Annotated in this window: 21 protein-coding genes and 1 pseudogene; 16 read left to right on the top strand and 6 right to left on the bottom strand. The window is 72.5% G+C overall.

All coding sequences use genetic code 11. The annotated features are described in order from the left end of the window. Window positions 1-15: 15 nt before the first annotated feature. Window positions 16-816, bottom strand: coding sequence for a crotonase/enoyl-CoA hydratase family protein (locus AB0J12_RS31940; RefSeq protein WP_363268066.1), 801 nt, complete (start codon window positions 814-816; stop codon window positions 16-18). 102 nt (window positions 817-918) lie between these two features. Here AB0J12_RS31940 and AB0J12_RS31935 point away from each other — a divergent pair, with 102 nt between their 5' ends. The 3 genes and pseudogenes from AB0J12_RS31935 to AB0J12_RS31925 form a co-directional block, all read left to right on the top strand. Next, window positions 919-1488, top strand: coding sequence for a helix-turn-helix domain-containing protein (locus AB0J12_RS31935; protein ID WP_363268065.1), 570 nt, complete (start codon window positions 919-921; stop codon window positions 1486-1488). A 47-nt stretch (window positions 1489-1535) separates the two neighbouring features. After that, window positions 1536-2156, top strand: a complete 621-nt coding sequence (locus AB0J12_RS31930; protein WP_363268064.1) for a DedA family protein — start codon at window positions 1536-1538, stop codon at window positions 2154-2156. A gap of 43 nt (window positions 2157-2199) precedes the next feature. Next, window positions 2200-3459, top strand: a pseudogene (locus AB0J12_RS31925) (alpha-amylase family glycosyl hydrolase); the annotation flags it as partial. Window positions 3460-3465: 6 nt separating this feature from the next. Here AB0J12_RS31925 and AB0J12_RS31920 read toward each other — a convergent pair. From AB0J12_RS31920 to AB0J12_RS31910, 3 genes are all read right to left on the bottom strand, one after another. Beyond that, window positions 3466-4629 (bottom strand): abortive phage infection protein, encoded by a 1164-nt coding sequence (locus tag AB0J12_RS31920; RefSeq protein WP_363268063.1) that lies wholly within the window; start codon window positions 4627-4629, stop codon window positions 3466-3468. Window positions 4630-4644: 15 nt separating this feature from the next. Then, window positions 4645-5322, bottom strand: coding sequence for a TIGR00266 family protein (locus tag AB0J12_RS31915; protein ID WP_363268062.1), 678 nt, complete (start codon window positions 5320-5322; stop codon window positions 4645-4647). A gap of 116 nt (window positions 5323-5438) precedes the next feature. Beyond that, window positions 5439-6353: an immunity 49 family protein gene (locus AB0J12_RS31910; RefSeq protein ID WP_363268061.1), complete on the bottom strand. Its 915-nt coding sequence runs from the start codon at window positions 6351-6353 to the stop codon at window positions 5439-5441. Window positions 6354-6669: 316 nt separating this feature from the next. Here AB0J12_RS31910 and AB0J12_RS31905 point away from each other — a divergent pair, with 316 nt between their 5' ends. The 7 genes from AB0J12_RS31905 to AB0J12_RS31875 all read left to right on the top strand — a co-directional run bounded on the left by AB0J12_RS31905 (window position 6670) and on the right by AB0J12_RS31875 (window position 14864). Next, a complete protein-coding gene (locus AB0J12_RS31905; RefSeq protein WP_363268060.1) occupies window positions 6670-8226 on the top strand; it encodes a Re/Si-specific NAD(P)(+) transhydrogenase subunit alpha in 1557 nt (518 codons plus the stop codon). 6 nt (window positions 8227-8232) lie between these two features. Beyond that, window positions 8233-9690 (top strand): Re/Si-specific NAD(P)(+) transhydrogenase subunit beta, encoded by a 1458-nt coding sequence (gene pntB / locus AB0J12_RS31900; RefSeq protein ID WP_363268059.1) that lies wholly within the window; start codon window positions 8233-8235, stop codon window positions 9688-9690. Between the two features lie 199 nt (window positions 9691-9889). Further along, window positions 9890-10162 (top strand): hypothetical protein, encoded by a 273-nt coding sequence (locus AB0J12_RS31895; protein ID WP_363268058.1) that lies wholly within the window; start codon window positions 9890-9892, stop codon window positions 10160-10162. Between the two features lie 110 nt (window positions 10163-10272). Beyond that, window positions 10273-10662, top strand: a complete 390-nt coding sequence (locus AB0J12_RS31890; RefSeq protein ID WP_363268057.1) for a hypothetical protein — start codon at window positions 10273-10275, stop codon at window positions 10660-10662. A gap of 117 nt (window positions 10663-10779) precedes the next feature. Next, a complete protein-coding gene (locus AB0J12_RS31885) occupies window positions 10780-11679 on the top strand; it encodes a LytTR family DNA-binding domain-containing protein (protein ID WP_363268056.1) in 900 nt (299 codons plus the stop codon). A 203-nt stretch (window positions 11680-11882) separates the two neighbouring features. Next, window positions 11883-13613 (top strand): cation acetate symporter, encoded by a 1731-nt coding sequence (locus AB0J12_RS31880; RefSeq protein WP_363268055.1) that lies wholly within the window; start codon window positions 11883-11885, stop codon window positions 13611-13613. Window positions 13614-13655: 42 nt separating this feature from the next. Continuing rightward, window positions 13656-14864 (top strand): histidine kinase, encoded by a 1209-nt coding sequence (locus AB0J12_RS31875; protein ID WP_363268054.1) that lies wholly within the window; start codon window positions 13656-13658, stop codon window positions 14862-14864. 1 nt (window position 14865) lies between these two features. Here the strand turns inward: AB0J12_RS31875 and AB0J12_RS31870 are convergent, their stop codons facing one another. Further along, window positions 14866-17841, bottom strand: a complete 2976-nt coding sequence (locus AB0J12_RS31870; RefSeq protein WP_363268053.1) for an ABC transporter substrate-binding protein — start codon at window positions 17839-17841, stop codon at window positions 14866-14868. 592 nt (window positions 17842-18433) lie between these two features. Here AB0J12_RS31870 and AB0J12_RS31865 point away from each other — a divergent pair. The 6 genes from AB0J12_RS31865 to AB0J12_RS31840 are packed head-to-tail and all read left to right on the top strand — an operon-like array spanning window position 18434 to window position 23709. After that, on the top strand, window positions 18434-19849 hold the full coding sequence (locus AB0J12_RS31865; RefSeq protein WP_363268052.1) for an ATP-binding protein: 1416 nt from the start codon (window positions 18434-18436) through the stop codon (window positions 19847-19849). A gap of 2 nt (window positions 19850-19851) precedes the next feature. Then, entirely contained in the window at window positions 19852-20274 is a 423-nt protein-coding gene (locus tag AB0J12_RS31860; RefSeq protein WP_363268051.1) for a roadblock/LC7 domain-containing protein, read from the top strand. A 23-nt stretch (window positions 20275-20297) separates the two neighbouring features. After that, window positions 20298-20624 (top strand): DUF742 domain-containing protein, encoded by a 327-nt coding sequence (locus tag AB0J12_RS31855; RefSeq protein ID WP_363268128.1) that lies wholly within the window; start codon window positions 20298-20300, stop codon window positions 20622-20624. Further along, complete coding sequence (locus AB0J12_RS31850; protein ID WP_363268050.1) at window positions 20602-21228, top strand: ATP/GTP-binding protein; 627 nt, start codon at window positions 20602-20604, stop codon at window positions 21226-21228. The genes AB0J12_RS31855 and AB0J12_RS31850 overlap by 23 nt, the downstream gene beginning before the upstream one ends. Then, the gene (locus AB0J12_RS31845; protein WP_363268049.1) at window positions 21225-22442 is read left to right on the top strand and encodes a cytochrome P450; all 1218 of its coding nucleotides are present in this window, start codon (window positions 21225-21227) and stop codon (window positions 22440-22442) included. Before AB0J12_RS31850 ends, AB0J12_RS31845 begins: the two co-directional genes overlap by 4 nt. Before the next feature lie 40 nt (window positions 22443-22482). After that, a complete protein-coding gene (locus AB0J12_RS31840) occupies window positions 22483-23709 on the top strand; it encodes a cytochrome P450 (protein WP_363268047.1) in 1227 nt (408 codons plus the stop codon). A gap of 73 nt (window positions 23710-23782) precedes the next feature. Here AB0J12_RS31840 and AB0J12_RS31835 read toward each other — a convergent pair. Beyond that, window positions 23783-24028, bottom strand: a 246-nt coding sequence (locus AB0J12_RS31835) for a biotin/lipoyl-containing protein (RefSeq protein WP_363268046.1), incomplete at its 5' end; no start/stop codon positions are given.

The following is a 24028-nucleotide window of genomic DNA, read 5'->3' as shown; positions in this document are numbered from 1 at the left end:
GGACAGAGGGGCTGGTCAGCGGCCGGTGAAGACGGCGTCGCGCCGCTCGACGAAGGACTGGACGCCCTCGGCGCCGTCGGCGGTGGTGAGCAGCCGGGCGATGTCGGGGCGCAGGCGCTCGACGGCGGCCCGGTCGCCGTGCTCGTGAGCCAGGTGGGCGGAGTTCAGGACGGTGCGCACGCCCAGGGGAGCGGACTTCTCCACGATGAGGACGGCGATCTCCGTGGCCCGCGCCACGGCCGACGGGCCGTCGGCCGTGACCTCCTGCACCAGTCCGATGCGGTGCGCCTCCGCGGCGTCGAACTCCTCGCCGGTCAGGACCCAGCGCATGGCGTTGCCCCAACTCGCCTGCCGCGGGAAGCGGAACGTGGCGCCGCCGAAGGGGTAGATGCCGCGGCGGATCTCGTACTGCGCGAAGCGCGCGTCACCGGACGCCACACGGATGTCGGCGGCGAGCAGCAGCTCGATGCCGAGGGTCATCACCCAGCCGTGCGCGGCGGCGACGACGGGCTTGGTCCAGGGGCCGTCCAGCCGCCAGGGGTCGCGGCCGCCGTCGGGGAGGGGGAAGTGTCCGGAGGCGAGTTCGGCGCCGACGTCGGCCATGTCGAGACCGCCGGTGAAGTGGTCGCCGTGCGCGAAGAGAACCCCGCACCACAGATCGTCGTCGGATTCCAGCAGCCCGTAGGCAGCGGCCAGCTCGCCGAGCATGTCCCGGGTGAAGGCGTTGCGCTTGGCCGGGCGGTTCAGCCCCATGAGCAGCACGTGCCCCTTGCGTTCGACGGTGACGGTTTTCAGGCGCGCCTGGGCAGCACTCATCACTTCTCCTCGTCAGTTGCATGATGAGACTCAGTAGACGCTAGAGGGGCTACCGCGCCAGAAACAAGTCCATCTCATGATGAAACTGATAAGGTCGATGGGGTGAGAAGGACCTCGTTCGCCGGCTGGCCCTGTTCGATCGCCCGCACGGTCGACCTCCTGGGCGACGCGTGGACCCTGCTGGTGCTGCGCGAGATCTTCTACGGCGAGTCGCGCTTCGACGGCTTCATCGACTCGCTCGGCATCGCCCGCAACACCCTCACCGACCGGCTGCGGCGCCTGGAGGACGCGGGCCTCCTGGAACGCCGCGCCTACCAGACGGAACCGGTCCGCCATGCGTACCTGCCCACGCAGAAGGGCCGTGACTTCTTCGGCGTCCTCGCTGCCCTCAACGCGTGGGGCGACCGCTGGCTGGCGGACGACGAGGGCGTACCGGTGGTCATGCGGCACACCGTGTGCGGACACGACACACGGGCCCGGGTGGTGTGCTCCTCCTGCGGTGAGCCCCTGGACAGCGAGGACGTGACGGTACGCACCGGCCCCGGCTACCCGGCTCGGCTTCGCGACGACCCCGTGGTGAAGGCCCGCTTCGGAGCGGACGCCCCAGCCGGTGGCGACAGTTGCCGGCAGCCGTCCGACCGATCACCTACCTCACGCGGTCACCTCCGCTGAACGGCGCTCCGGTCCCGGCCGGTGGACCGGTGACGTACGGTGGGCGCATGGCCCCGCCTCTCCCGGGCCCGCTGGCCCACCTGGCGCCGCTGCTCAGTCACTACGGCTACTGGGCCGTCGGCGCCGTCGTCTTCGTGGAGGACTTCGGCATTCCCGCCCCCGGCGAGACGATCCTGATCGCTGCGGGGATCTATGCCGGGGCCGGGCGGCTGAACATCGTCGCCGTCGCGGCGCTCGCGTTCGTCGCGGCCGTCGCCGGGGACAACGTCGGCTATCTGATCGGGCGGACCGGCGGACGCGCCTTCGTCCACCGCTGGGGTCGCTACGTCTTCCTGACGCCCGAACGCTTCCACAGGGCCGAGGAGTTCTTCGCACGCAACGGCGCCAAGATCGTCACCGTTGCCCGCTTCGTCGAGGGACTGCGCCAGGCCAACGGCATCATCGCGGGCACCAGCGGCATGCCCTGGCGCCGCTTCCTCGTCTTCAACGCCCTCGGTGCCGCGCTCTGGGTCGGCCTGTGGGCCACTCTGGCCTACCTGGCCGGCACCCACATCACCGCCATCTACGACGAGATCACCCGCTACCAGCTCTACGCCCTCATCGCCCTGGGCGTCCTCGCCGCCGTGTTCCTCGGCAGGCACCTGCTGCGGCGCCGGCACCAGAACTGACGACGACGGCTCCGAGCCGCGCGGCGAACGGGCACAAGGCACCCAGCACCCCTGGTTCCGGGCCGCCCCCGGCGCCGGACCCGGCAGCCAGCAGCGGGAACTCTTCCACTTCCGCCCCGGCCGCGGCGCGCGCGGCGAACTCCCGCCCAACGACTGGCCCTCCCAGTTCGCCGGGCCCCCTGGACCCGGGTGGCCGACGGCGAGTGGTACCTGCACCTGTTCACGCCCGAGCAGCCCGACCTCAACTGGGCCCACCAGGCCGTGCGCCGGGAGCACGAGGACATCCTGCGCTTCTGGTTCGAACGCGGCGTGGCGGGCGTACGCATCGACTCCGCCGCCCTGCTCGTGAAGGACCCGGCGCTCGCCGACTTCACCGAGGGCGTCGACCCGCACTCCTACATATACCGGGACGAACTGCACGACATCTACCGCTCCTGGCGGGCGATCGCCGACGAGTACGGTGCGGTGTTCGTCGGCGAGGTCTGGCTCCCGGACACCGAACGCTTCGCCCGCTACCTGCGCCCCGACGAACTGCACACGGCCTTCAACTTCACCTTCCTCACCTGTCCCTGGGCGCCGGACCGGCTGCGCCGCTCGATCGACGACACGCTCGCCGAGCACACACCCCGGTCGGCGCCCCGGCCACCTGGGTGCTGTGCAACCACGACGTGCCCCGCACCGTCACCCGGTACGGCCGCCGCGACACCGCCTTCGACTTCGCGACCAAGGCCTTCGGCACACCCACCGACCTGGAACTCGGCCCCGACGCGCCCGCGCCGCCGCCCTGCTGACGCTGGCTCTGCCCGGATCCGTCCATCTCTACCAGGGGGAGGAACTGGGTTTGCCCGAGGCCGACGTGCCGCTCGACCGCATCCAGGACCCCATGCACTTCCGCTCCGGCGGCACCGACCCGGGGCGCGACGGCTGCCGCATCCCGCTGCCCTGGGAGGCCGACGCCTCCTACGCCGGGTTCGGCTCGCACGGCGAACCCTGGCTGCCGCAGCCCGCCGGCTGGGCCGCGTACGCCGTCGACCGGCAGAGCGGCGACCCGGAGTCGATGCTCACCTTCTACCGGCGGCCCCTGGCGGTGCGCCGCTGCGAGGACGGCCTCGGCGACTCCCCCCTGACCTGGCTTCCCACACAGGACGGCGTCCTCGCCTTCGCCCGGCCGGGCGGCCTGCGCTGCGTGGTCAACCTGGCGGCAGCCCCCGCGGACCTGCCGCCGCACGCACGGCTGCTCCTGGCCAGCGGCCCCCTCACCCCGGACGGCAGGCTCCCGCAGGACACGGCGGTGTGGCTGCGTACGGAGTCAGCGGTGAACATCGGTGCGGCCGGCCCCGTAGGCCCGGGCCAGGGCGTGGAAGGACTCCTTCGGTTCCCAGTGCCACGGGGAGTCCGGGTCGCCCGGGCGGTCCCGAACTGTCTTCACAAGGCTGTAGCTCGCCATGTCCAGGTCGAACTGGGGCTCGGCACGGTGCGGGGCGTCCGGGGTGACGAACGTGTAGGCCATGGCCGCGTGCAGACGCATCGACTCGAAGACGCGCAGCACCTCGGTGAGGTACGCGGCCTGGGTGCGTTCGCTGCGGACGAGGCCCGCCCTGACCTCGGGCGGCGTCGTCGTGTAGTCGACGACGTCCCACCCCATGCCGCCCAGTTCCGGTGCACCTTCGAACGTACAGGTGCCGAACTCGCTGATCGCGAGCGGCTTCCCGGGGCGCAGGTACCGGCGCAGTTCGCGGACGTGATCCCGGGCGGTGGGGTGGGAGCCGTAGTAGTCGAAGCAGACGAGGTCGAACAGGTCCCAGTCAACGTCCTCGTCCTGGGCGGCGGCGTACGACAACGGCCCGTGGAAGACGGACCGGCCCACGGCCGCGGCCCGTGCGGTGAACCGGCGGAGCCGCCGTGCCGTACGCACCGGGTCGTAGGCACCCTTGAGGAGGTTCTCGATGCGCTCCTGAGCCGTGGCACCGGGCACGATGCCGGGCACGAACAGCAGGAACTCGCACCCCACGTTCAGCTGCACCCGCACCCCCTGGCGGCGCAGCCGCTCGGCGAACCGGCCCGTCTGCGCGAGGTGGTCGAGGATGTCGGCGGCGGGCACGTCGCCCAGTGTCGGCTCCAGCCAGACGTTCAGGCCGAGTTCCGCCGCTTCGGTGGCGGTGACGGTGAGCCGCTCGACACCGTCGCCGGTGACCTTCACGGTGTCGGCGTGCAACTGGTGCCGTATCGCCCGTAAGTCCGCGGCGGCGCGGAGCGGGCTCCATGCCGTGGCCGGGGTTTCGCCCGCGCCGACCTCGTAGACGACGCCCCGGTGCCGCAGTTCGCCGCGCGAGACGGTGAGGCCGGCTGCGGCGGGCGCCGTCGGAAGTGCCGCTGCGGGCACTGGTGGAGGCGCCACCGAGGCGCCGGCCGCGCCGGCCGCGCCGGCCGCGAGGCCCAGGAAGCGTGCCCTGCTGATCCTGTCGTTCCTCATGACACCTCGCATCGACTAGCCGCGGCTGAAGGGGAGTTTGGTGGTGAGCCAGGTGACCAGCGCGGACGGATTGCGGCTCTGGGTCCACAACCGGCCGGGCCCGGTGAACTCGAAGACCAGGCCCTCGCCGGACTTCATGGTCTGCATCAGCCCCTGCGTCACCTTGCGGGTGCGGTACGACAGCCCGTCCTCGAAGGCGACCAGGTGCCCGGAGTCGAGGACGAGCGTCTGGCCGGGGCCCAGCTCGACGCGGTCCAGGGCGCCGTAGCAGGCGGCGGCCACCCGCCCCGTCCCTTCGGCCCGCACCAGGAAGCCGCCCTCGCCCCCGGCCAGGTTCTTGAACCCGCCCCATGTGGTGTCGAGGCCGATCCCGTCGGAGGAGCACAGCCACGCGCCGCGGGCGAGGCTCACCCCGCCGTCGACGTCGATGGCCGTCACGTCGCCCGGCAGCTGCGCGGCGAGATCCACCCAGCCGCCGCCGGCGTCCGCGGTGAACCGGGTGACGAACAGCGACTCACCGCCCAGGACGCTCCGCTTGAGCCCCTTGAACAGCCCGCCCTCCGCCTTCGCCGCGACGGCGATCCCACCGGAGGTCGCCATCATCGCCCCGGACTCGGCCCGCACCGACTCACCGGCGGCCAGGCGCACCCTGGCCACCGTGAACGACGGGCTGTGTCGTACGTCGATATCCATACCGGCCACGCTAGGAACGGCCTCGCCCCCGCCGCGTCGGCCGAAGGTAGCCGGAGTGTCCGACCATCGGATGTCCCTCGGCCCCGCCCACGCGACTTTCCTCCCGCCCGCGGTGGCTACTTGGCGGCCCAGTAGCCCAGGTCGTTGACGCCCAGGGCGTCCGCCTGCTGCAGCGCCTCGGGCGAGCCCAGCAGATCGGGCGGCAGATAGCCGGAGCGGACGCCGAGGTCCCAGCCGTGCACCTGGACCGCGAGGACGGCCAGGGCGAGCACGCCGAGCGGAAGGAGGGTCGCGGCGGAGGGATCGGCGCCGACGCCCTGCCGGTGCTCGACGAGCCGGTCCGCGAGTGCTTTCTCGAAGCGGGCCCGGTCGTCGTCCAGGAGTATCCGCAGCAGGCGCTGGTCGGGGGTCACAGGCCCCGCCGCATCCAGGCTCCGGGCGGCTTCGGCGCGTGCGTCGTCGTCCGGCTTGCACAGCGGTACGGTCGGCCAGTCCCGCGGCAGATGCCCCTCCGCCTCGGTCAAGTAGCCGCACAGGGCGTCCATGGCCGCGAGATCCGCCGGATCCGACACCGGGGTGAACCGCGAGTACGGCACCCCGTCCCGGACCGCCGACGCGCAGTCGCCGCGCAGCGTCAGGCCGATCGCGCGCTGCCAGTCCCACACCAGCCCGCTGACCAGGCACAACTCGAACGCGTCCAGCCATGTCCGGGCCGTCGGGGCGTGATCGACCACGTCGGTGAAGGCGACGTCCTCGCTGGTGAGCTCCTCGTCGATGAGCGGGAAGAAGACCTCCTGATCACCGTCGGGGAAACACCCGATGCTCAGCGCGCCCAGCGCGCACTCCGCCGCGGTCCGCAGAGCAGCCCGTGACGTCTCGTCGAGCAGGGGCTCCCGCACCGTGCGGGCCGCGACGTGCTCGACGAGTTCGTCGCCCATCTCCCGCAGTCTCAGCGGGGACGCGTCCTCGTACCGCAGCCCGTGCCGGCGCCCCCGGGCTCGTTGGTGGATGTCCTCGAGCGCCTCGGTCATACGCCGGCCGCTGACGGCATGACGCGTCACTTCGCGCACAGGCGCCGTCCTTTCATGATCTTCTCGACAGGGGGTGGCACGCTATCAGTGGGCACTGACAGCACCCCGGGTCGAGGGCGCAGGGGCGGCGCACGCCCATGGCCATACACCAAGGCCGGTCTTTCATTCAGTGAAACAAACCACGGTGCCGCCCCCTCTGCTCGGGCGACTGTGGCGGGTAGGTTCCTACGACCTGCGGCCATCCGGGGAACACGGTCCAGGGGACACCCATCGATCGTGGATACCCGTCACCCTCCTCCGAGGAGAGATCACGAGAATGTCTGCCCATGAACCCGCGCACCACCCACCGCAGCGGATCGGCGTCGTCGCCGAGTCCGCCTCCGGGGAGACGCGTGTCGCGGCGACCCCCGCCACGGTGCGTCAGCTGCTAGGCCTCGGCTACGAAGTCGTCGTGGAACCCGAGGCCGGGGCGGCCTCCGGCTTCACGGACCAGAGCTACCGCGACGCCGGCGCGGAGATCGGCGAGGCCTGGACCGCGGACGTCGCACTGAAGGTGAACGCCCCCTCCGACGCGGAGATCGCCCGGCTGCGGCCGGGCGCGACCGTGGTCGCCGTGCTGGCCCCGGCGCAGCGGCCCGAGCTGCTCCGGACGCTCGCCGAGGCCGGCATCACCGCGCTGGCGCTGGACGCGGTGCCCCGCATCTCGCGCGCCCAGTCGATGGACGTGCTGTCGTCGATGGCGAACATCGCCGGGTACCGGTCGGTCATCGAGGCCGCGCACGTCTTCGGCCGGTTCTTCACCGGCCAGGTCACCGCGGCGGGCAAGGTGCCGCCGGCGAAGGTGCTCGTCGCGGGCGTGGGCGTGGCCGGCCTCGCGGCGATCGGCGCCGCCTCCAGCCTCGGTGCCGTCGTACGGGCCACCGACCCGCGGCCCGAGGTCGCGGACCAGGTGAAGTCGCTGGGCGGCGAGTACCTGGCGGTGGACGTCGCCCAGGAGGCGAGCACCGACGGGTACGCCAAGGCGACCTCCGCCGACTACGACCGCGCCGCCGCCGAGCTCTACCACGAGCAGGCGAAGGACGTGGACATCGTGATCACGACCGCGCTGATCCCGGGCCGGCCGGCGCCGCGCCTGCTGACGGCCCGGGACGTGGCCGCGATGAAGCCGGGCAGCGTGATCGTCGACATGGCGGCCGCCCAGGGCGGCAACGTCGAGGGCACGGTCGCCGGCCGGGCCGTGGTCACCGACAACGGCGTCACCATCATCGGTTACACCGACCTCGCCTCCCGGCTGCCCGCCCAGGCCTCGCAGCTGTTCGGCACCAACCTGGTGAACCTGATCAAGCTGCTCACGCCCGGCAAGGACGGCCGGCTGACGATCGACTTCGACGACGTCGTGCAGCGGGCCGTGACCGTGGTGCGCGACGGCGACGTCACCTGGCCGCCACCGCCCGTGTCGGTCTCGGCCGCGCCGGCCGCTGCCGCCGCGCAGCCCGTGACACCGCCCGAGCCGAAACGACCGAGACTGACCCCCGCGGGACGCTTCACCCTGATCGGGCTCGGCATGCTCGCGATGTTCCTGCTGGTCGCCTTCGCGCCCGCCCAACTCGCGGGGAACTTCACCGTGTTCGCCCTAGCGGTGGTGATCGGCTACTACGTCATCGGCAAGGTGCACCACGCGCTGCACACGCCGCTGATGTCGGTGACCAACGCGATCTCCGGCATCGTCGTGATCGGCGCGCTGCTGCAGATCGGGCACGAGAGCACGCTCGTCACCGCGCTGTCGGTCGTGGCGATCCTGCTGACGAGCGTCAATGTCTTCGGCGGTTTCGCCGTCACCCGCCGCATGCTGTCCATGTTCTCGAAAGGCTGAGCCGAGATGACCTCCCTGACAGCCTCCCACGCTGCCGACCTGGTCGCCGCGCTGCTGTTCATCCTGAGCCTGGCCGGCCTGTCCCAGCACCGCACCTCCCGCGCCGGCGTCGTCTACGGCATCGCCGGTATGGCCCTCGCGCTGGTCGCCACCGTCGTGGTGGCGGCACAGAGCATCACCGCCGCGGCGGTGGCCCTGATCGTGGTGGCGATGGCGCTCGGCGCCGCGATCGGACTGTGGCGGGCCCGGCGCGTCGAGATGACGCAGATGCCGGAACTGATCGCCGTGCTGCACAGCTTCGTCGGCCTCGCCGCGGTGCTGGTCGGCTGGAACAGCTACCTGGAGGTGGAGGCCCACGGCGCCGCCCAGACCCGGATCGGCGACGACCTGCTCGGCATCCACCACGCCGAGGTGTTCATCGGCATCTTCATCGGCGCCGTCACCTTCACCGGCTCGATCGTCGCGTTCCTGAAGTTGTCGGCGCGCATCAAGTCCCGCCCGCTGATGCTGCCCGGCAAGAACGCGCTCAACATCGGTGCGCTGGTCGCGTTCGTCGGTCTGACCGTGTGGTTCACCATCACCCCGAACCTGGGGCTGATGATCGCGGTGACCGTGCTGGCGCTGGCCCTGGGCTGGCATCTGGTCGCCTCCATCGGCGGCGGCGACATGCCCGTCGTCGTCTCCATGCTGAACAGCTACTCGGGCTGGGCGGCGGCCGCGGCCGGCTTCCTGCTCGACAACAACCTGCTGATCGTCACGGGTGCGCTGGTCGGCTCCTCCGGTGCCTACCTGTCGTACATCATGTGCAAGGCGATGAACCGGTCCTTCCTCTCCGTCATCGCGGGCGGCTTCGGCATCGAGGCGCCCTCCGGCGGCGACGAGGAGCAGGGCGAGTACCGCGAGGTGCGGGCCGCGGAAGTGGCCGAGACGCTCGCCGAAGCCCGCTCGGTGATCATCACCCCCGGCTACGGCATGGCCGTCGCGCAGGCCCAGCATCCCGTCGCGGAACTGACGCGTCAGCTGCGCGAGCGGGGAGTGGAGGTCCGCTTCGGCGTCCACCCGGTGGCCGGGCGCCTGCCGGGGCACATGAACGTGCTGCTGGCCGAGGCGAAGGTGCCGTACGACATCGTCCTGGAGATGGACGAGATCAACGACGACTTCGCCGGTACCTCGGTCGTCCTGGTCATCGGAGCGAACGACACCGTCAACCCCGCCGCGACCGAGGACCCGTCCAGCCCGATCGCCGGCATGCCGGTGCTGCGGGTTTGGGAGGCCGAACAGGTCATCGTCTTCAAGCGCTCCATGGCCTCCGGCTACGCCGGTGTGCAGAATCCGCTGTTCTTCCGCGAGAACAGCAGCATGCTCTTCGGCGACGCCAAGCAGAGCGTCGATGAGATCCTGCACGCGCTGGGCACCGACGCGCCGAATCCCGGCACACGCGAGGCGACGGCGGCGGGCCGCTGACCCGGCGCTCCGGGTAGCCGCTTCACGGACGGTCGGCACCGACGGGCTCGTCCCCCGTTCGTCCGCCGGTGCCGACCGTCCGGCGATGACACGGACCGCTCGCAGATCCTCCGGCCTCAGGGTGCGGAAGGCGAGCGGGCCCGAGACCTATCGTGCGGGTCAGGGCTCCTCCTCCCGGGTGGCCCGAAGGAGGAGCCGCATGGCCGAGATCCAGGAACTGCTGGACGAGCTGCGAGGGCTTCCGTCCAGCTCCCCGAGGACCGCGCGGGAACTCGCCGAAACGGTCGGCAGGGTCAAGAGCGCCGCCGGTCGCTGGTCCGACGTCCTGGACGACGTACGGCGGTGGTCGGCGGCGCACGCGGGACCGCGCGCGGCGGCCGCGCTGGAGATCGCCTTCCGCAAGGCCGAGGAGTGCTTCGTCGAGTTGGAGATCGCCCACCAGGACCTCAAGCTGACCGGAGAACAGCGCTGACCGACGCCGTTCAGGCGCTCGTGTCCGTGCGTTCCGCTGTCTGGTCCGAGATCGCGGGGCTGCGTACACTCGCCGCAGCAGTGCGAGCCGGGGATCTTGGGGGTGCGGGATTGGGCGCGGACTCCGTCCCTCGGCGCGAGGTGGTCACCGGGGAGCCGGCGGCGACACGCAGCGCGGGCACGCGTCCGCATCCGGGGCCGGCCCGCGCGAGCGACGCCGGCGCCACCGAGGACGTCCCACCGGTCCGGGCGCTGATGCGCAACCAGGCCCGGCTCGCCCTGAGTGCGGTCGCGCTGCTCGTCACCCTGCTGGGGCTGCTGCCCCTGCTGCTTCGTCTGGTGCCGCCGCTCGATGCGCAGGGGCATGCCCCGCTCCTCGTATGGCTCGCCCTCGGCCTGGCGCCCTATCCGGTCCTGCTGTGCATCGGGCGCTGGTACGTCCGCCACGCGGAACGGCACGAGGACGAGTATGTCGCAGCAGCGCCGTCGAAGGAGCCGTGAGCCCGGCGCCCCGGACCGTTCGGGGTCTGGACGGACCCCGGCGGGTCGTGGCTATCGTCCTGCGGGAAGCCCACCGCACGGGGTGGGCCGCCTGACGGAACCTGGGGGACGGGTCGGATGGGTGACGGGACTGCGGCCGGCACACAGGGACGCGAGCAGGCCCAGCGGCGGGCGGGCTTGCGGGCGCTCGCGGTCGACGACGAGGCACCGGCCCTGGAGGAACTGCTGTACCTGCTGCGCGGCGACGCCCGCGTCGGCCACGCCGAAGGAGCCCGGGGCGCCACCGAGGCGCTGCGCCGGCTCGGCCGGGCCGTCGGGGAGGGGCAGGGCGCGGACGCCGGCATCGACGTGGTCTTCCTCGACATCAACATGCCCGGTCTCACCGGCCTCGACATGGCGCATCTGCTGGCGGGATTCGCGGCACCCCCGCTGATCGTGTTCGTGACCGCTCACGAGGACCACGCGGTGCGGGCCTTCGACCTGAAGGCCGTCGACTACCTGCTCAAACCGATCCGCAGGGAGCGGTTCTCGGAGGCGGTGCGGCGGGTGACCGAGACCCTCGCCGCCGCCGCGGGCCCCCATGCCGCGCACGCACGCCCGGGCACCCCGGCCACCGCACCCGAGCGGACCGGCGCCCTCCCGGCCCGTACCCCCGCCGTGGAGGTCGCCCACATCCCCGTGGAACTCGGTGGAGTGACGCGTTTCGTCGACATCGACGACATCACCCATGTCGAGGCGCAGGGCGACTACGCCCGCGTCCACACCCGCCAGGGCGGCGGTCACCTGATCCGCAATTCCCTGACCGCCCTGGAGGAGAGCTGGCGCCCCCGCGGCTTCGTCCGTATCCACCGGCGGTACCTGGTCCGTCTGTCGAGCATCGAGGAACTCCGTCTCGACGGCGGCGGCCTGAGCGTACGCATCGGCGACCGGATCCTCGCGGTGAGCCGGCGCAACGCCCGTGAACTGCGCGATCTGCTCGTCCGGCGGGCGAACGCAGCCCCGCGGCGCGGCCGTTGACCCCGCCGGGCGCCGGCCTTCCCCGGCCCCCCGCCGCCGTCCGGGAAGAAGGTACGGCACCTGTTCCACCACAGCACCGCTGCGTACACTCACCGCCACGTGTGATCAACGCCAGGGCGGCGAGCACGACCAGCGGAGCCCCGGTGCCGGACCCCTCGTGAGGCGGCGCGGGCCGGTCCACACGACGCGCAGGGGGCGAGCGGTTGAACCAGGCCTACGCGATAGCCGCGGTGTCGGTGGTCGTGACGCTCACCCTGCTCGTCGGCGCGCTCGGGCTGCGCATCTCCCGCACCACGTCCGACTTCTACGTCGCCTCCCGCAGCGTCCCACCGCGGCTGAACGCCTACGCCATCAGCGGCGAGTACCTGTCGGCCGCGTCGTTCCTGGGGGTCGCCGGGCTGGTGCTCGCCCAGGGCGTCGACATGCTGTGGTACCCGATCGGCTACACGGCCGGGTTCCTCGTCCTGCTGATCTTCGTCGCGGCCCCGCTGCGCCGCTCGGGCGCCTACACCCTGCCCGACTTCGCCGAGGCACGGATGGAATCCCAGGCGGTGCGGCGCATCGCCTCCGTGCTCGTCGTCGGCATCGGCTGGCTCTACCTGCTGCCCCAGCTGCGCGGCGCCGGACTCACCCTGCGCCTGCTCACCGGCGCCCCCCAGTGGTGCGGCGGTCTGCTGGTCGCCGCGGTGGTGACGACAGCGGTGGCGGCCGGGGGCATGCGCAGCATCACCTTCGTCCAGGCCTTCCAGTACTGGCTGAAACTGACCGCGCTGCTTATCCCGGTGGTCTTCCTGCTCGCCGCCTGGCGGGCCGACCACACCCCGCAGCCGTCCTGGGACCGCCCGGCCACCTTCCACCGGCCCACGCTCGTCAGCCTGGGCACGCCGCAGGACATCGCGATCGACCGGCCCGTCCGCGTCACCGCGCAGGGCACGATCGACGGCACGTACCACGACCGGGACGAGCTGCTGCTCGCCCCGGGCGCGCACCGCCTCGCGGCCGGCAGCTCGCTGAGCTTTCCCGCCGGAGCGGGCGTACCCCGGCCGGTGACCGGGGAGCGGGCCCGCACGCTGCCCGCCGGCTGGGCGCGACCGGTGGCGCAGAGCCGCGAGGAACACGGCCTGTACGCGACCTACGGCCTCATCCTGGCCACGTTCCTCGGCACCATGGGGCTGCCGCACGTCGTGGTGCGGTTCTACACCAACCCGGACGGACGCGCCGCCCGCCGCACCACCGTCATCGTCCTCGGACTGCTCGGCGTCTTCTACCTCCTCATGCCCGTCTACGGCGCGCTCGGCCGCCTGTACGCCCCCGATCTGATGCTGTCGGGCGACACCGACGCGGCGGTGCTCCTGCTGCCCCAGCGGCTCATCGGCGGCATGGCCGGCGACCTGGTCGGTGCGCTGGTCGCCGGCGGGGCGTTCGCGGCGTTCCTGTCCACCACCTCCGGGCTCGCCCTGTCGGTCGCCGGCGTGCTCGCCCAGGACGTCCTGCCCACCCTCGGCGTACGGCACTTCCGGCTCGCCACGCTGCTCGGCATCGCGGTACCGGTCGCCGCCTCGCTCGCCCTGCCGGACCTGCCCGCCGCAGGCGCCGTCGGGCTGGCCTTCGCCGTCTCCGCCTCGTCGTTCTGCCCGCTGCTGGTGCTCGGGATCTGGTGGCGGGGCCTCACCCCGCCCGGTGCCGCGGCCGGACTGGTGGTGGGCGGGGGCTGCGCGCTGGCCGCGGTCGCCGCGGCGATGGGCGGCACGCCCCGCTCCGGGTGGCTGCACGTGCTGTGCGCCTGGCCCGCGGTGTGGTCGGTGCCGCTGGGCTTCGCCACCATGATCGTGGTCTCCCTCGCCACCCGGCACCGCGTCCCGCGCAGCACCGCCGCGATCATGGCCCGGCTGCACCTCCCCGAGACGGGCGGTACGCGCTCCTCGTCACCATGACGGGCCCGTCCTCCCCGTCCTCCCGTCGGTAAGGAAAGCAGCATGAGTACTCTGGCCACCGCGCTCGTCACCGCCGGCGGCGCGGCGCTGTTCGCCCTCGGTGCGGGCGCGGGTTACCTGACCGCCCGCCAGGGCCGCCGGGAGCCGCCCGGGCTCGGTTCCCCGGTGGAGCGCGCCACGTTCCACACCCTGCACACCGCCTCGCTCGCCGCGCGTCCGCTGCGCGCCGGACTCACCCCCGACACCGCCCGCAAGGCGGCCCGGCGGCTGAGACCTCTGCTGGGCGAGGCGTCCATGACCCTGACGGACGAGGGGACGGTGCTCGCCTGGGAGGGGCCGGGCGCCCACCACCGGGACCTGGTGGAGCGGCTGCTGCCCGAAGTGGTGGGCAAGGGCGGCACCCGGGCCGTCAAGGTCGACTGCGACCGTCCGGACTGCACCGTGCGCTGGGGTGTCGTCACCCCTCTCGCCGTCGACGGCCGCCGGAGCGGGGCGCTGGGAGCCTTCGGGCCCGAGGAGTCCGCCGCCCTGGCCCGGGCCGCCGACGAGGTGGCCCGCTGGGTCTCCGTGCAGCTGGAACTGGTCGACCTCGAGCGCAGCCGCTCCGACGTCATCGAGGCGGAGATCCGGGCGCTGCGGGCGCAGATATCGCCGCACTTCATCTACAACTCCCTCGCGTCCATCGCCTCCTTCGTCCGCACCGACCCCGACCGGGCCCGCGAACTGCTCCTTGAATTCGCCGACTTCACCCGCTACAGCTTCCGCAAGCACGGCGACTTCACCACGCTCGCCGATGAGCTGCGCTCCATCGAGCAGTACCTGGAGCTGGCCCGGGCGCGCTTCGGCGACCGGCTGGAGGTGAACCTGCGGATCGCGCCCGAGGTGCTGTCCGTGTCGCTGCCGTTCCTGTGTCTGCAGCCGCTGGTGGAGAACGCCCTCAAGCACGGACTCGAGGACAGCATGGAGCGCAGCTCCATCACCATCCTCGCGGAGGACGACGGCCCCGAGGCCCGGGTGATCATCGAGGACAACGGGGTCGGTGTGGAACCGGAACGGCTGCGCCGGATCCTGCAGGGAAGGGGCGGGCCGGCCACGGGCATCGGGCTGCGCAACGTGGACACGCGGCTGCGCCAGGTGTACGGCGATGACTACGGGCTTGTCATCGAGACCGCCGTCGGAGCGGGGACGAAGGTCACCGTACGCATCCCCAAGTTCCGCGCGGGCGTCCGCTCCTCGCCGCCGGGCCGGTGAGCTACGTGCCGTCCGCGGTGCCGAGGGCCTGGAAGTCGACCATCCCGTACGCGTCGTCGACGTAGACGTTGGTCAGCCGCGGGCTGCGGTAGTTGAGGGCCTTGTCGGCGACGATCGGCAGGTAGTAGGCGCCGTCGGTGACCTTGTGGTTGATCCGGCGGTACAGCTCGTTCGCCCCCGCCGGGTCGGTTTCCGACCGGGCCCGGTCCAGGAGGGCGTTGACCTCCGGGTCGTTCATCTGGGCGTAGTCGACGTTGTCGGCGGGCGTGATCAGGCGCCCGTCGGCCAGGGACGGAAGGAAGCCGGAGGCGTGGGGGTAGTCGGCGCCCCAGGCGAACAGCATGAGGCCGTAGCCCTTCTTCTTGACCTCGCCGGGCGAGCCCACGACCGAGAAGAAGTCCGAGACGTCCAGCCGTTCGGTCTGGACGGTGATCCCCACGGCCTTCAGGGACTGCTGCAGCGCCTGTGCGGTCTGCTCGTCCTGCGGCTTGCCCTCCCGCAGGACGAGCTTGGTGGTGAAGCCCTGCGCTCTGCCGCAGGCCCGCAGTTCCTCCCTGGCCTTCTCCGGCTGCGGCTTGCCGCCGGTCAGGTCGAACGGGTCGTAGTCGTCGGAGCCGGGCAGCGTCGGGGGCAGCATGTTGCCGTGCAGGGACCCGGCCGTCACTCCGCCGCGCGCGGTACGGAGCGCGGTGGTGTCGGCGGCGTAGAACACGGCCTTGCGGCAGTGCGGGTTGTCGAGCGGTGCCGTCTTCGACACCAGTGCCAGGCTGCGCAGGTAGCCGGTGAGCGGGGCGTCGGCGTGGGCCTTGAGCTTCGGGTCCTGCACCACCTTGCTCGCGGCGCTCTGCTCCAGGCCGGCCTGCTGGACGTCGAGGTCCGCGGTGCCGTCGAGGAGCCGCGCGGCCACGTCGCCGGCGGTCGTGACGGTCAGTTCGATCCGGTCCGGCAGCGCGCTGCGCAGCGGGTCGGTCGCCCGGCTCCAGTTCTCGTTGCGCACGAGGACGAGCGACCGTCCGGGCGTGTACGAGGCGAACCGGTACGGTCCGGAGGAGACGGGCCTGTCGGCGTAACCGGCGCCGGTGTCCCGTTTCTGCGGTACGGGGGAGGTGGCGCCCATGGCCAGCAGGTACGGAAAGCGCGAGTCGGCCTTGGCCAGCCGGAAGACGAGTGTCCGGTCGTCCGGCGTCTCGACGGACCGCAGACCGGAGCGCGCCGACGCCCCGTCCTTGTACGGTCCCGGGTAGTTCTGCCCCTGGTCCAGCGTCTCGATCAGATAGGTGGGGCCGCCGGTGACGACGTCCTGGGCGAAGACGCGCTCGATGCCGTACTTGACGTCCTTCGCGGTGATCGGCGTGCCGTCCTCGAACTTCAGACCGGACCTCAGCTTCACCGTGTACTTCCGGCCGTCCGCCGAGACCTGCGGCTGGGCCTCGGCCAGGTCCGGGACGAGCGTGCGGCCGCTCTTGCCGGGCTTGGGGGCGTAGGTGAGCAGCGTACGGGCGTAGAGGCGCTGCATGTTCCACACCCAGCCGTAGTAGGAGCGGCCCGGGTCCCAGGAGTCGGCGTCGGCGCCGCTCACCAGGCGCAGCGTGCCGCCCTTGCGGTCGGAGGCGTTGACCACGTGGCCGACGGCGGCGTCGAAGCCCGTGGGGGCGGCGGCGGAGGCACGCGGACCGCTGTGGGGTGTGTCGCCCTTGTCCCGGCCCTGCTGGGCGAGCAGGGCGGTGATGCCGCCACCGGTGACGAGCGCCGCCGCGAGAGCGATCGCCACGAGACGGCGGCGCCCGGCACGGCCGGGCCGCGGCGTGGGCGGGTCGGCGGGCGTGCCGGGGGAGAGGACGAAAGGCTCGTGGGCGGGCGGTGCCGGAGTGCGGGCCGGCACGGGCCGCCGTGTCCCTGGCCCGTCGACGACGGGTCGCGGTGAGGGCGTCGCTGAGGAGGGTTCCGGCGGTGCGGGGCTTTTCGCGAGGGAGACCCGGGGATCGGGGGTGGGGGCTGCCGTTCCCGAGCCCACCCCCGGGCCACCGTCCGGGTCGGCGGGGACCTGCCGTGCCGGGTCCGCAGGCCGCAGCGGGGGAGTGGCGGTGTTGCGCTCGGTGAGGGCGAGCGCCACCGCCTCGGGCAGCCAGTCGGTCTCCTTCGGCAACGGGCCCCCGGAGGCGTGTCCGTCCCCTTCAGTGAGCAACTGGGCGAATTCGGCCAGTAGTTCTGGGACGGTCGGCCGTCGGACCGGGTCCTTCTCGAGCAGGCGGGCGACGAAGTCCGTCCCCGCGGGCAGACCGCCAAGGTCGGGCTGCTCGTAGACGGCGCGGAAGTTCACCGAGTGCGGCGAGCCGGCTCCGAACGGGGCCGCCCCGGTGCCCGCGTAGGCCAGCACCGCGCCCAGGGAGAAGACGTCGCTGGCGGCGCCGATCGCTCTCCCCGTCACCTGCTCGGGCGACATGAAACCCGGCGTGCCGATCACCATGCCCGTCTGCGTCAGGACGCTCGCCTCCGTGGCGAGCGAGATGCCGAAGTCGATCACGCGGGGGCCGTCGGCCGCGAGCAGCACGTTCGAGGGCTTGAGGTCGCGGTGGATCAGCCCGGTGCCGTGGATGGCCTCCAGCGCCTCGGCCAGCCCGGCCCCCAGCACGAGCAGCGAACGCCGGGGCCACGCCCCGTGGACGCGGACCGCCTCGTCCAGCGGAATGCCGGGCACGTAGGCGGTGGCGAGCCAGGCGGGTGAGCCCTCGGGCTCGGCGTCGACGACGGCCGCGGTGAAGAACCCCGTCACACGCCGGGCCGCATCCACCTCGCGTGCGAACCGGCGCCGGAACTCGGGATCCTCCGCCAGTTCGGAGCGCACCACCTTCACCGCGACCATCCGGCCGCTGGTGGAGCGGCCCAGGAACACGCGGCCCATCCCGCCCGCTCCCAGCCGCGCGAGGATCCGGTAGCGCCCCACCTGCCGTGGGTCGGCCGCCGTCAGCTCTTCCAAACCCGCCCCCCAGTGACACCCCCGCCCCCGGGGGATCTTCCGGCGACGATTACACCAGACCGCGGCGGTGCGAGGTGCGGTACGGACCGGCCAGCCACGCTCACGCGGCCATGCCGGACCGTGCACACAAAGGGGTCAACCTCCCCGTTTTCCAGGGTCGTTCGGGACATAGGCGAAGGAACGGACCCGCAGGTCAGCCTCCCTGCCGGGCCGTCATGGATCTTTCACAGCTTCCGGGCCGAAGCGTCGAACACATTGCTGGTTTGCCGATAAACTCCGGGCGGACCGGCAACGGCCACCGGGCGTCGCGGATGCGGCGCAGGACGACGAGACCGCGGACCCGAAAGGACACTGTGCCCGCCGCCTTCCCCGCCTTGGCCGGCAGGCCCGTTCACCTCGGCCGCAGCGCAGTCGGCACCGGTCGGATCCACGCCGTGTCCGCACCGGCGCAGGGCCGCCCTCGGGGGCGCGGGTTCACGAGGCTCCCGGCGTCCGGCCTGTCATGCCCGCATCCAGCCGGTGGTATCACCTCGCCCGGTCGCCATGCCCCGTGCCGGCCGGCTCACGGGCCGGACACCTTGGAGAGGACTCGATGACCGACCTGTTACTGGCCGCCGGCGCCACGGTCGCCCTGGCGGCCACAGGGACCACCTGGCACTTCCGCCACGCGTACCGGCGGGAACGCGGCAGAGGCGAACACCTGCGGAGCCACACGCAGCAACTCACCGAGCAGCTGCGCGCCGCGGAGTACGCCCTCGGACAACTCACCGCGGCGATACCCGCGTTGGCCTCGGGCGACGCTTCCGGTGGCGACCTCCTCCCGCCTCCGTCGCTGGTCCACACGCCGCTCGCCGCCCGGTTGCGCGACCTGAACGGTCAGGTGACCGCCACCGTGACCCAGGTGCGCGAGACCGCGCAGGCCACCGCCGACGAGCACACCGCGCAGATCCGCTCCGCGGCCGACCGGGAGATCGAAAAGGCGCACCGTGACGCACGCGAGGCCACCCGCGCCGCCGTACGCAGCTTCGCCTCCAACGTCGTGGCCAAGGCGTCCCGGCTGAGCCGGGAGATCAGCCAGGGCGTGCGCTCCCACCAGGACGACGAGGCGTACGCGACCCTCGTGCACATTGACCACATCGCGCAGCAGATGCTCCTCACCGCGCAGGGCTACGCCGTTCTGGCCGGCGACAAGCTCTCCCGGCGCTGGCCGCGGACCACCCTGACCGATGTGATCCGCGCCGCGATGGGCCGGATCGAGGGCTACCAGCGCATCGAGCACCACGAGCTGGACACCGTCGCGGTGGAGAGCCGGGCGGTCGAGGCCGTCGTGCACACCCTCGCGCTGCTGCTGGACAACGCCCTGCGGTACTCCCCGCCGACCGCCCGCGTGCACGTCTCCGTCGAGGAGGGCCACCACGCCTGCTTCCTGATCGTGGACGACGCCGGTCTGCGCATGGACGACGAACGGCTGATGTGGGCCAGCGACATCATGTCCGGCAAGCACCGCGACGACATCACCCGGCTCGGCGCCCATCCGCAGACCGGTCTGCGGGTCGCCTCGCTGCTCGCGGACAACTACGGTTTCCGGGTCGAGCTCACCGCGCCGAACATCTACCAGGGCACCCGGGCCGTCCTGGTGCTGCCCAAGAGCCTCCTGGCCGCACCGGCCACCGCTCCACGGCCCGCCGCCGCGCAGCCCGCCGCACCCGAAGCGGCCGCCGTGCCCGCCCGGCAGGACGCCGCCGCACCCGCCGCGAGGGACACCGTCGCCGCGCCCGCTCCCGCTGCCGTCCGCGCCCCGCAGGAAGCCGTCGATCCGGCGCCTGCCCGGACCACCGCCAGCGGTCTGACGGTCCGCCAACGCCCGGCCCGGCCGCGCAGCACGCCCCCGCCACCGGCCGAGGACACCGTCGTGCCGGGCCGGCCCGGCGTCGCGGCCGCCTGGGCGGCAGGCAGCCGCCGCGGCCGCCGGATGCCGGAAGACAACGGACCCACCGAAGGACACTGACCATGCGCGACACGCACAGCAACAGCCTCGGATGGCTGCTCGACCAGGAACTCGGCTCCGTCGAGGGCGTCGAGTACGCCGTGCTGATGAGCGGCGACGGCCTCCTGCAGGCCCGTACGCAGACCATCGGCCAGGAGGACGCCGAGAAGCTCGCCGCCGTGACCGCGTCGCTGCGCGCCGCCGGCAAGGCATGGGACGAGCACGTCGGCGGCAAGGGCATGTGCCAGCTGCTGATCGAGTCGCAGGGCCGCATCGGGCTGACGACCGCGGCCGCGAGGAACACCATGCTCTCGGTCGTCACCACCGGCCCCGAGGCGGACGTCGGCCTGATCACCCATCACATGGTGCGCCTGGCGACCCGGCTCGGCCACGAGATGGACGTCGCCAGCCGCCGCCCGGCCGCGGAAGGCGGCACCGCGACGTGAGCGGTCCGCGGCACGACCCGGACATGATCAGGCCGTACGTCCGCACCGGCGGCCGCAACCGCCCCAGCCGCGACGTCCGCCTGGAGACGGTGCTCGTCGCCGCGTCCGGCTCCACCGACAGGCTGGGGCCGGACGCCCGCCGGGTGATGCGCCTGTTCGCCGGCGGGCGCGGCGGACTGGCCGTCGCCGACGTCGCCGCCGCCCTGGAACTGCCGCCGTCCACGGTCCGCATCCTCGTCTCCGCGCTCATGGACAGCGGCCATCTCACCGCACCGGCCCCCGCCGAGGAGGACCGGCCCGGACTCGACCTGCTACAGGAGGTGCTGCGTGGACTCCGCGAAATCGTCTGACCGGCCCGCCCTCTCCTACCTCGCCCCCGGCGTCACCCGGTCGGCGAAGATCGTCGTCGCCGGAGCGTTCGGCGTCGGCAAGACCACCTTCGTCGGCAGCGTCTCCGAAGTGGCACCGCTGCGCATGGAGGAGCCGATCACCGAGGCGAGCGTCGGCGTGGACGATCTGCGCGGCAAGCCGCACAAAACGGCCACCACGGTCGCCATGGACTTCGGCCGCATCCATCTGCTCGGCGACCGCCTGGTGCTCTACCTCTTCGGCACCCCGGGCCAGACCCGCTTCCGGCCCCTGTGGCAAGGGCTGACCGAAGGCGCGCTGGGCGCGGTGGTCCTCGCCGACACCCGCGACCTCGACGGCTGCCACGAGGTGCTGGGCCTGCTGGAGGACCAGAACACGCCGTACGCCGTCGTCATCAACGTCTTCCCCGACGCGCCCCGCTACCCCCTGCACGAGATCCGGCAGGCGCTCGCGCTGGACGACGACACACCGCTGACCGAGTGCGACGCGCGTGACCGCCGCTCCTGTGTGTACGCGCTCATCACCCTCCTCGAGTACCTGACCGCCCGTCAGGCCTTAGCCCCCTTGGTGGAGCCCCGCTCATGACGACGCACGCCCCTGGCAGCGCGAGCCCCGCGACGCGGATCGCGCTCTACGACGCCGAGTTCGCCGACGACCCCCACGCGGCCTACGAGCGCATGCGCCGCGAGGTCGGACCGCTGGTCCCCGTCGACCTCGCCCCCGGCGTCCCCGCGACCCTGGTCATCGGCTTCCACCAGGCCCGGCGCATCCTCAACGACCCACTGCACTTCCCCGCCGACCCGCGGATCTGGCAGCAGACGATCCCCGAGACCTGCCCCGTGAAGCCGATGATGGAGTGGCGCCCCAACGCGCTGCGCTCGTCCGGCGCCGAGCACACCCGCTACCGGGCGGCCAACACCGCGAGCCTGCAGGCCGTCGACCAGCACGCGCTGCGCGCCCTGGTGGAGCAGGTCGCCGCCGCGGCCCTCGGCGAGTTCCGCGCCCTCGGCCACGCCGACCTGCTCACCCAGTACTCCTATCCCATCGCCTTCCGCGTCCTGAGCGCCCTGCTGGGCTGCCCCGACGAGATCGGCCGGCGCATCGCCGACGGCATGGCCAAGATCTTCGAGGCGGAGGCCGAGACGGCCGCCCGGGGCAACGAGATCCTCGGCCGGGCCGTCGGCGACCTCGTCGCCCTGCGGCGCCGGCAGCCCGGTGACGACGTCACCTCCCGGCTGATCGCGCACTCCGCCCGCCTGGACGACGTCGAGATGGCCCACCAGCTCGTCACGCTGTACGGCGCGGGCATCGAACCGCTGACCAACCTGATCAGCAACACCGTGCTCAGGATCCTCACCGACGAGCAGTTCTCCGCGGGCCTGCACGCCGGCCAGCCCGTCCGCGACGCCCTCGACACCGTCCTGTACACCGACCCGCCCATGGCCAACTACTGCATCAGCTACCCGCCGTACCCGATCGACGTCGAGGGCGTGCTGCTCCCCGCCCACCAGCCCGTCGTCATCTCCATGGCCGCCTGCAACAACGACCCGGCCGTCACCGCCGGCCTCACCGCCGCACAGCTCGCAGGCAACCGCGCCCACCTGTCGTGGAGCATCGGCCCGCACACCTGCCCGGCCAGGACCCACGCCTACCTCATCGCCGAGACCGCCATCAGCTGCCTGCTGGACGCGCTGCCGGAGATCGACCTGGCCTGCCCCGAGTCCGAACTCACCTGGCGGCCCGGCCCGTTCCACCGCGCGCTGGAAGCCCTGCCCGTCCGCTTCCCTGCCGTCGTCTGAACCCGCCCGCTCCCCTGCCAGCCGCCCGAAGGAGACCAGCATGTCCCAGCACCCCCCGCTCGTCCTCGACCCGACCGGCGCCGCCGCCCACGAGGAGCAGCGGACCCTGCGCGAGCAGGGCCCGGCCGCACGCGTGGACATCCTCGGCGTCCAGGCCTGGGCCGTCACCGACCCCGCGCTGCTCAAGCAGCTGCTGACCAGCCCGGCGGTGTCCAAGGACGCACGCGCGCACTGGCCCGAGTTCGAACAGCGGGTCGCGACGTGGCCGCTCGCCCTGTGGGTCGCGGTCAAGAACATGTTCACCGCCTACGGCGCCGACCACCGCAGGCTGCGGCGCATGGTGGCCCCCGCCTTCAGTGCCCGGCGCATCGCCGAACTGCGCCCGGCGATCGAGGCCATGGTCACCGACCTGATCGACGCGCTCGCCGCACGGCCCGGCGGACAGGTCGTGGACCTGCGCGAGCACCTGGCCTACCCGCTGCCCATCTCCGTGATCGGCCACCTGATGGGCGTCCCCGAGGACCAGCGCGAGGGCTTTCGGCAGCTCGTCGACGGCGTCTTCGACACCACCCTCACGCAGGAGGAGTCCCAGACCAACACCGTCGCCCTGTACGGCGTCCTCGACGAACTGATCGCCACGAAGACCGCCACCCCGGGTGACGACATGACGTCCCTGCTCATCGCGGCCCGCGACGAGGAGACGGACGGCAGCGGCATGGCCGCCGAGGAACTGCGCGACACGCTGCTGCTGATGATCAGCGCGGGGTACGAGACCACCGTCAACGTCATCGACCAGGCCGTGGTCGCCCTGCTGACCCGCCCCGAGCAGCTGGAGCTCGTCCGCACCGGCAAGGCCGGCTGGGACGACGTCGTCGAGGAGACCCTGCGGCACTCACCCGCCGTCAAGCACCTGCCGCTGCGCTACGCCGTCACCGACGTCGAGCTGCCCGGCGGCGGCACGATCGCCCGCGGCGAGGCCATCCTCGCCTCCTACGGAGCCGCCAACCGCCACCCCGACTGGCACGGCGACGACGCCGACGCCTTCGACGTCACCCGCAGCCTCAAGGAGCACCTCGCCTTCGGCCACGGCGTGCACTTCTGCCTCGGCGCCCCGCTGGCCCGCCTGGAGGTCGTCGAAGTGCTGCGGCAGCTCTTCGACCGCTTCCCCGACCTGGCCCTCGCCGTGCCGGCCGATCAACTGCGGCCGGTGCCCTCCCTCATCAGCAACGGCCACCAGGAGGTGCCGGTGCGCCTGACACTGGCGTAAGGCATACGAACGCCCGGCGGGCCGCGGTGTCGCGGCCCGCCGGGCGTTTCGGTTTCGGTTTTCCCGGGGTGTCTCAGTCCGTGATCTCGCAGATGGCGGCGCCGCTGGTGAGGGAGGCGCCGGCCTCGGCGGTGAGGCCCTTGATGGTGCCGGACTTGTGGGCGTTGAGGGGCTGTTCCATCTTCATGGCCTCAAGGACGACGACGAGGTCGCCTTCCTTGACCTCCTGGCCCTCCTCGACGGCGATCTTGACGATGGTGCCCTGCATGGGGGAGGCGAGGGTGTCGCCGGAGGCGACGGGGCCGGACTTCTTCGCGGC

The sequence above is a fragment of the Streptomyces sp. NPDC049915 genome, from assembly GCF_040656475.1.
Classification (GTDB): Bacteria; Actinomycetota; Actinomycetes; order Streptomycetales; family Streptomycetaceae; genus Streptomyces.
Note: the sequence above shows the minus strand (reverse complement) of the source record. Positions and strands in the feature narration are given on the sequence as shown.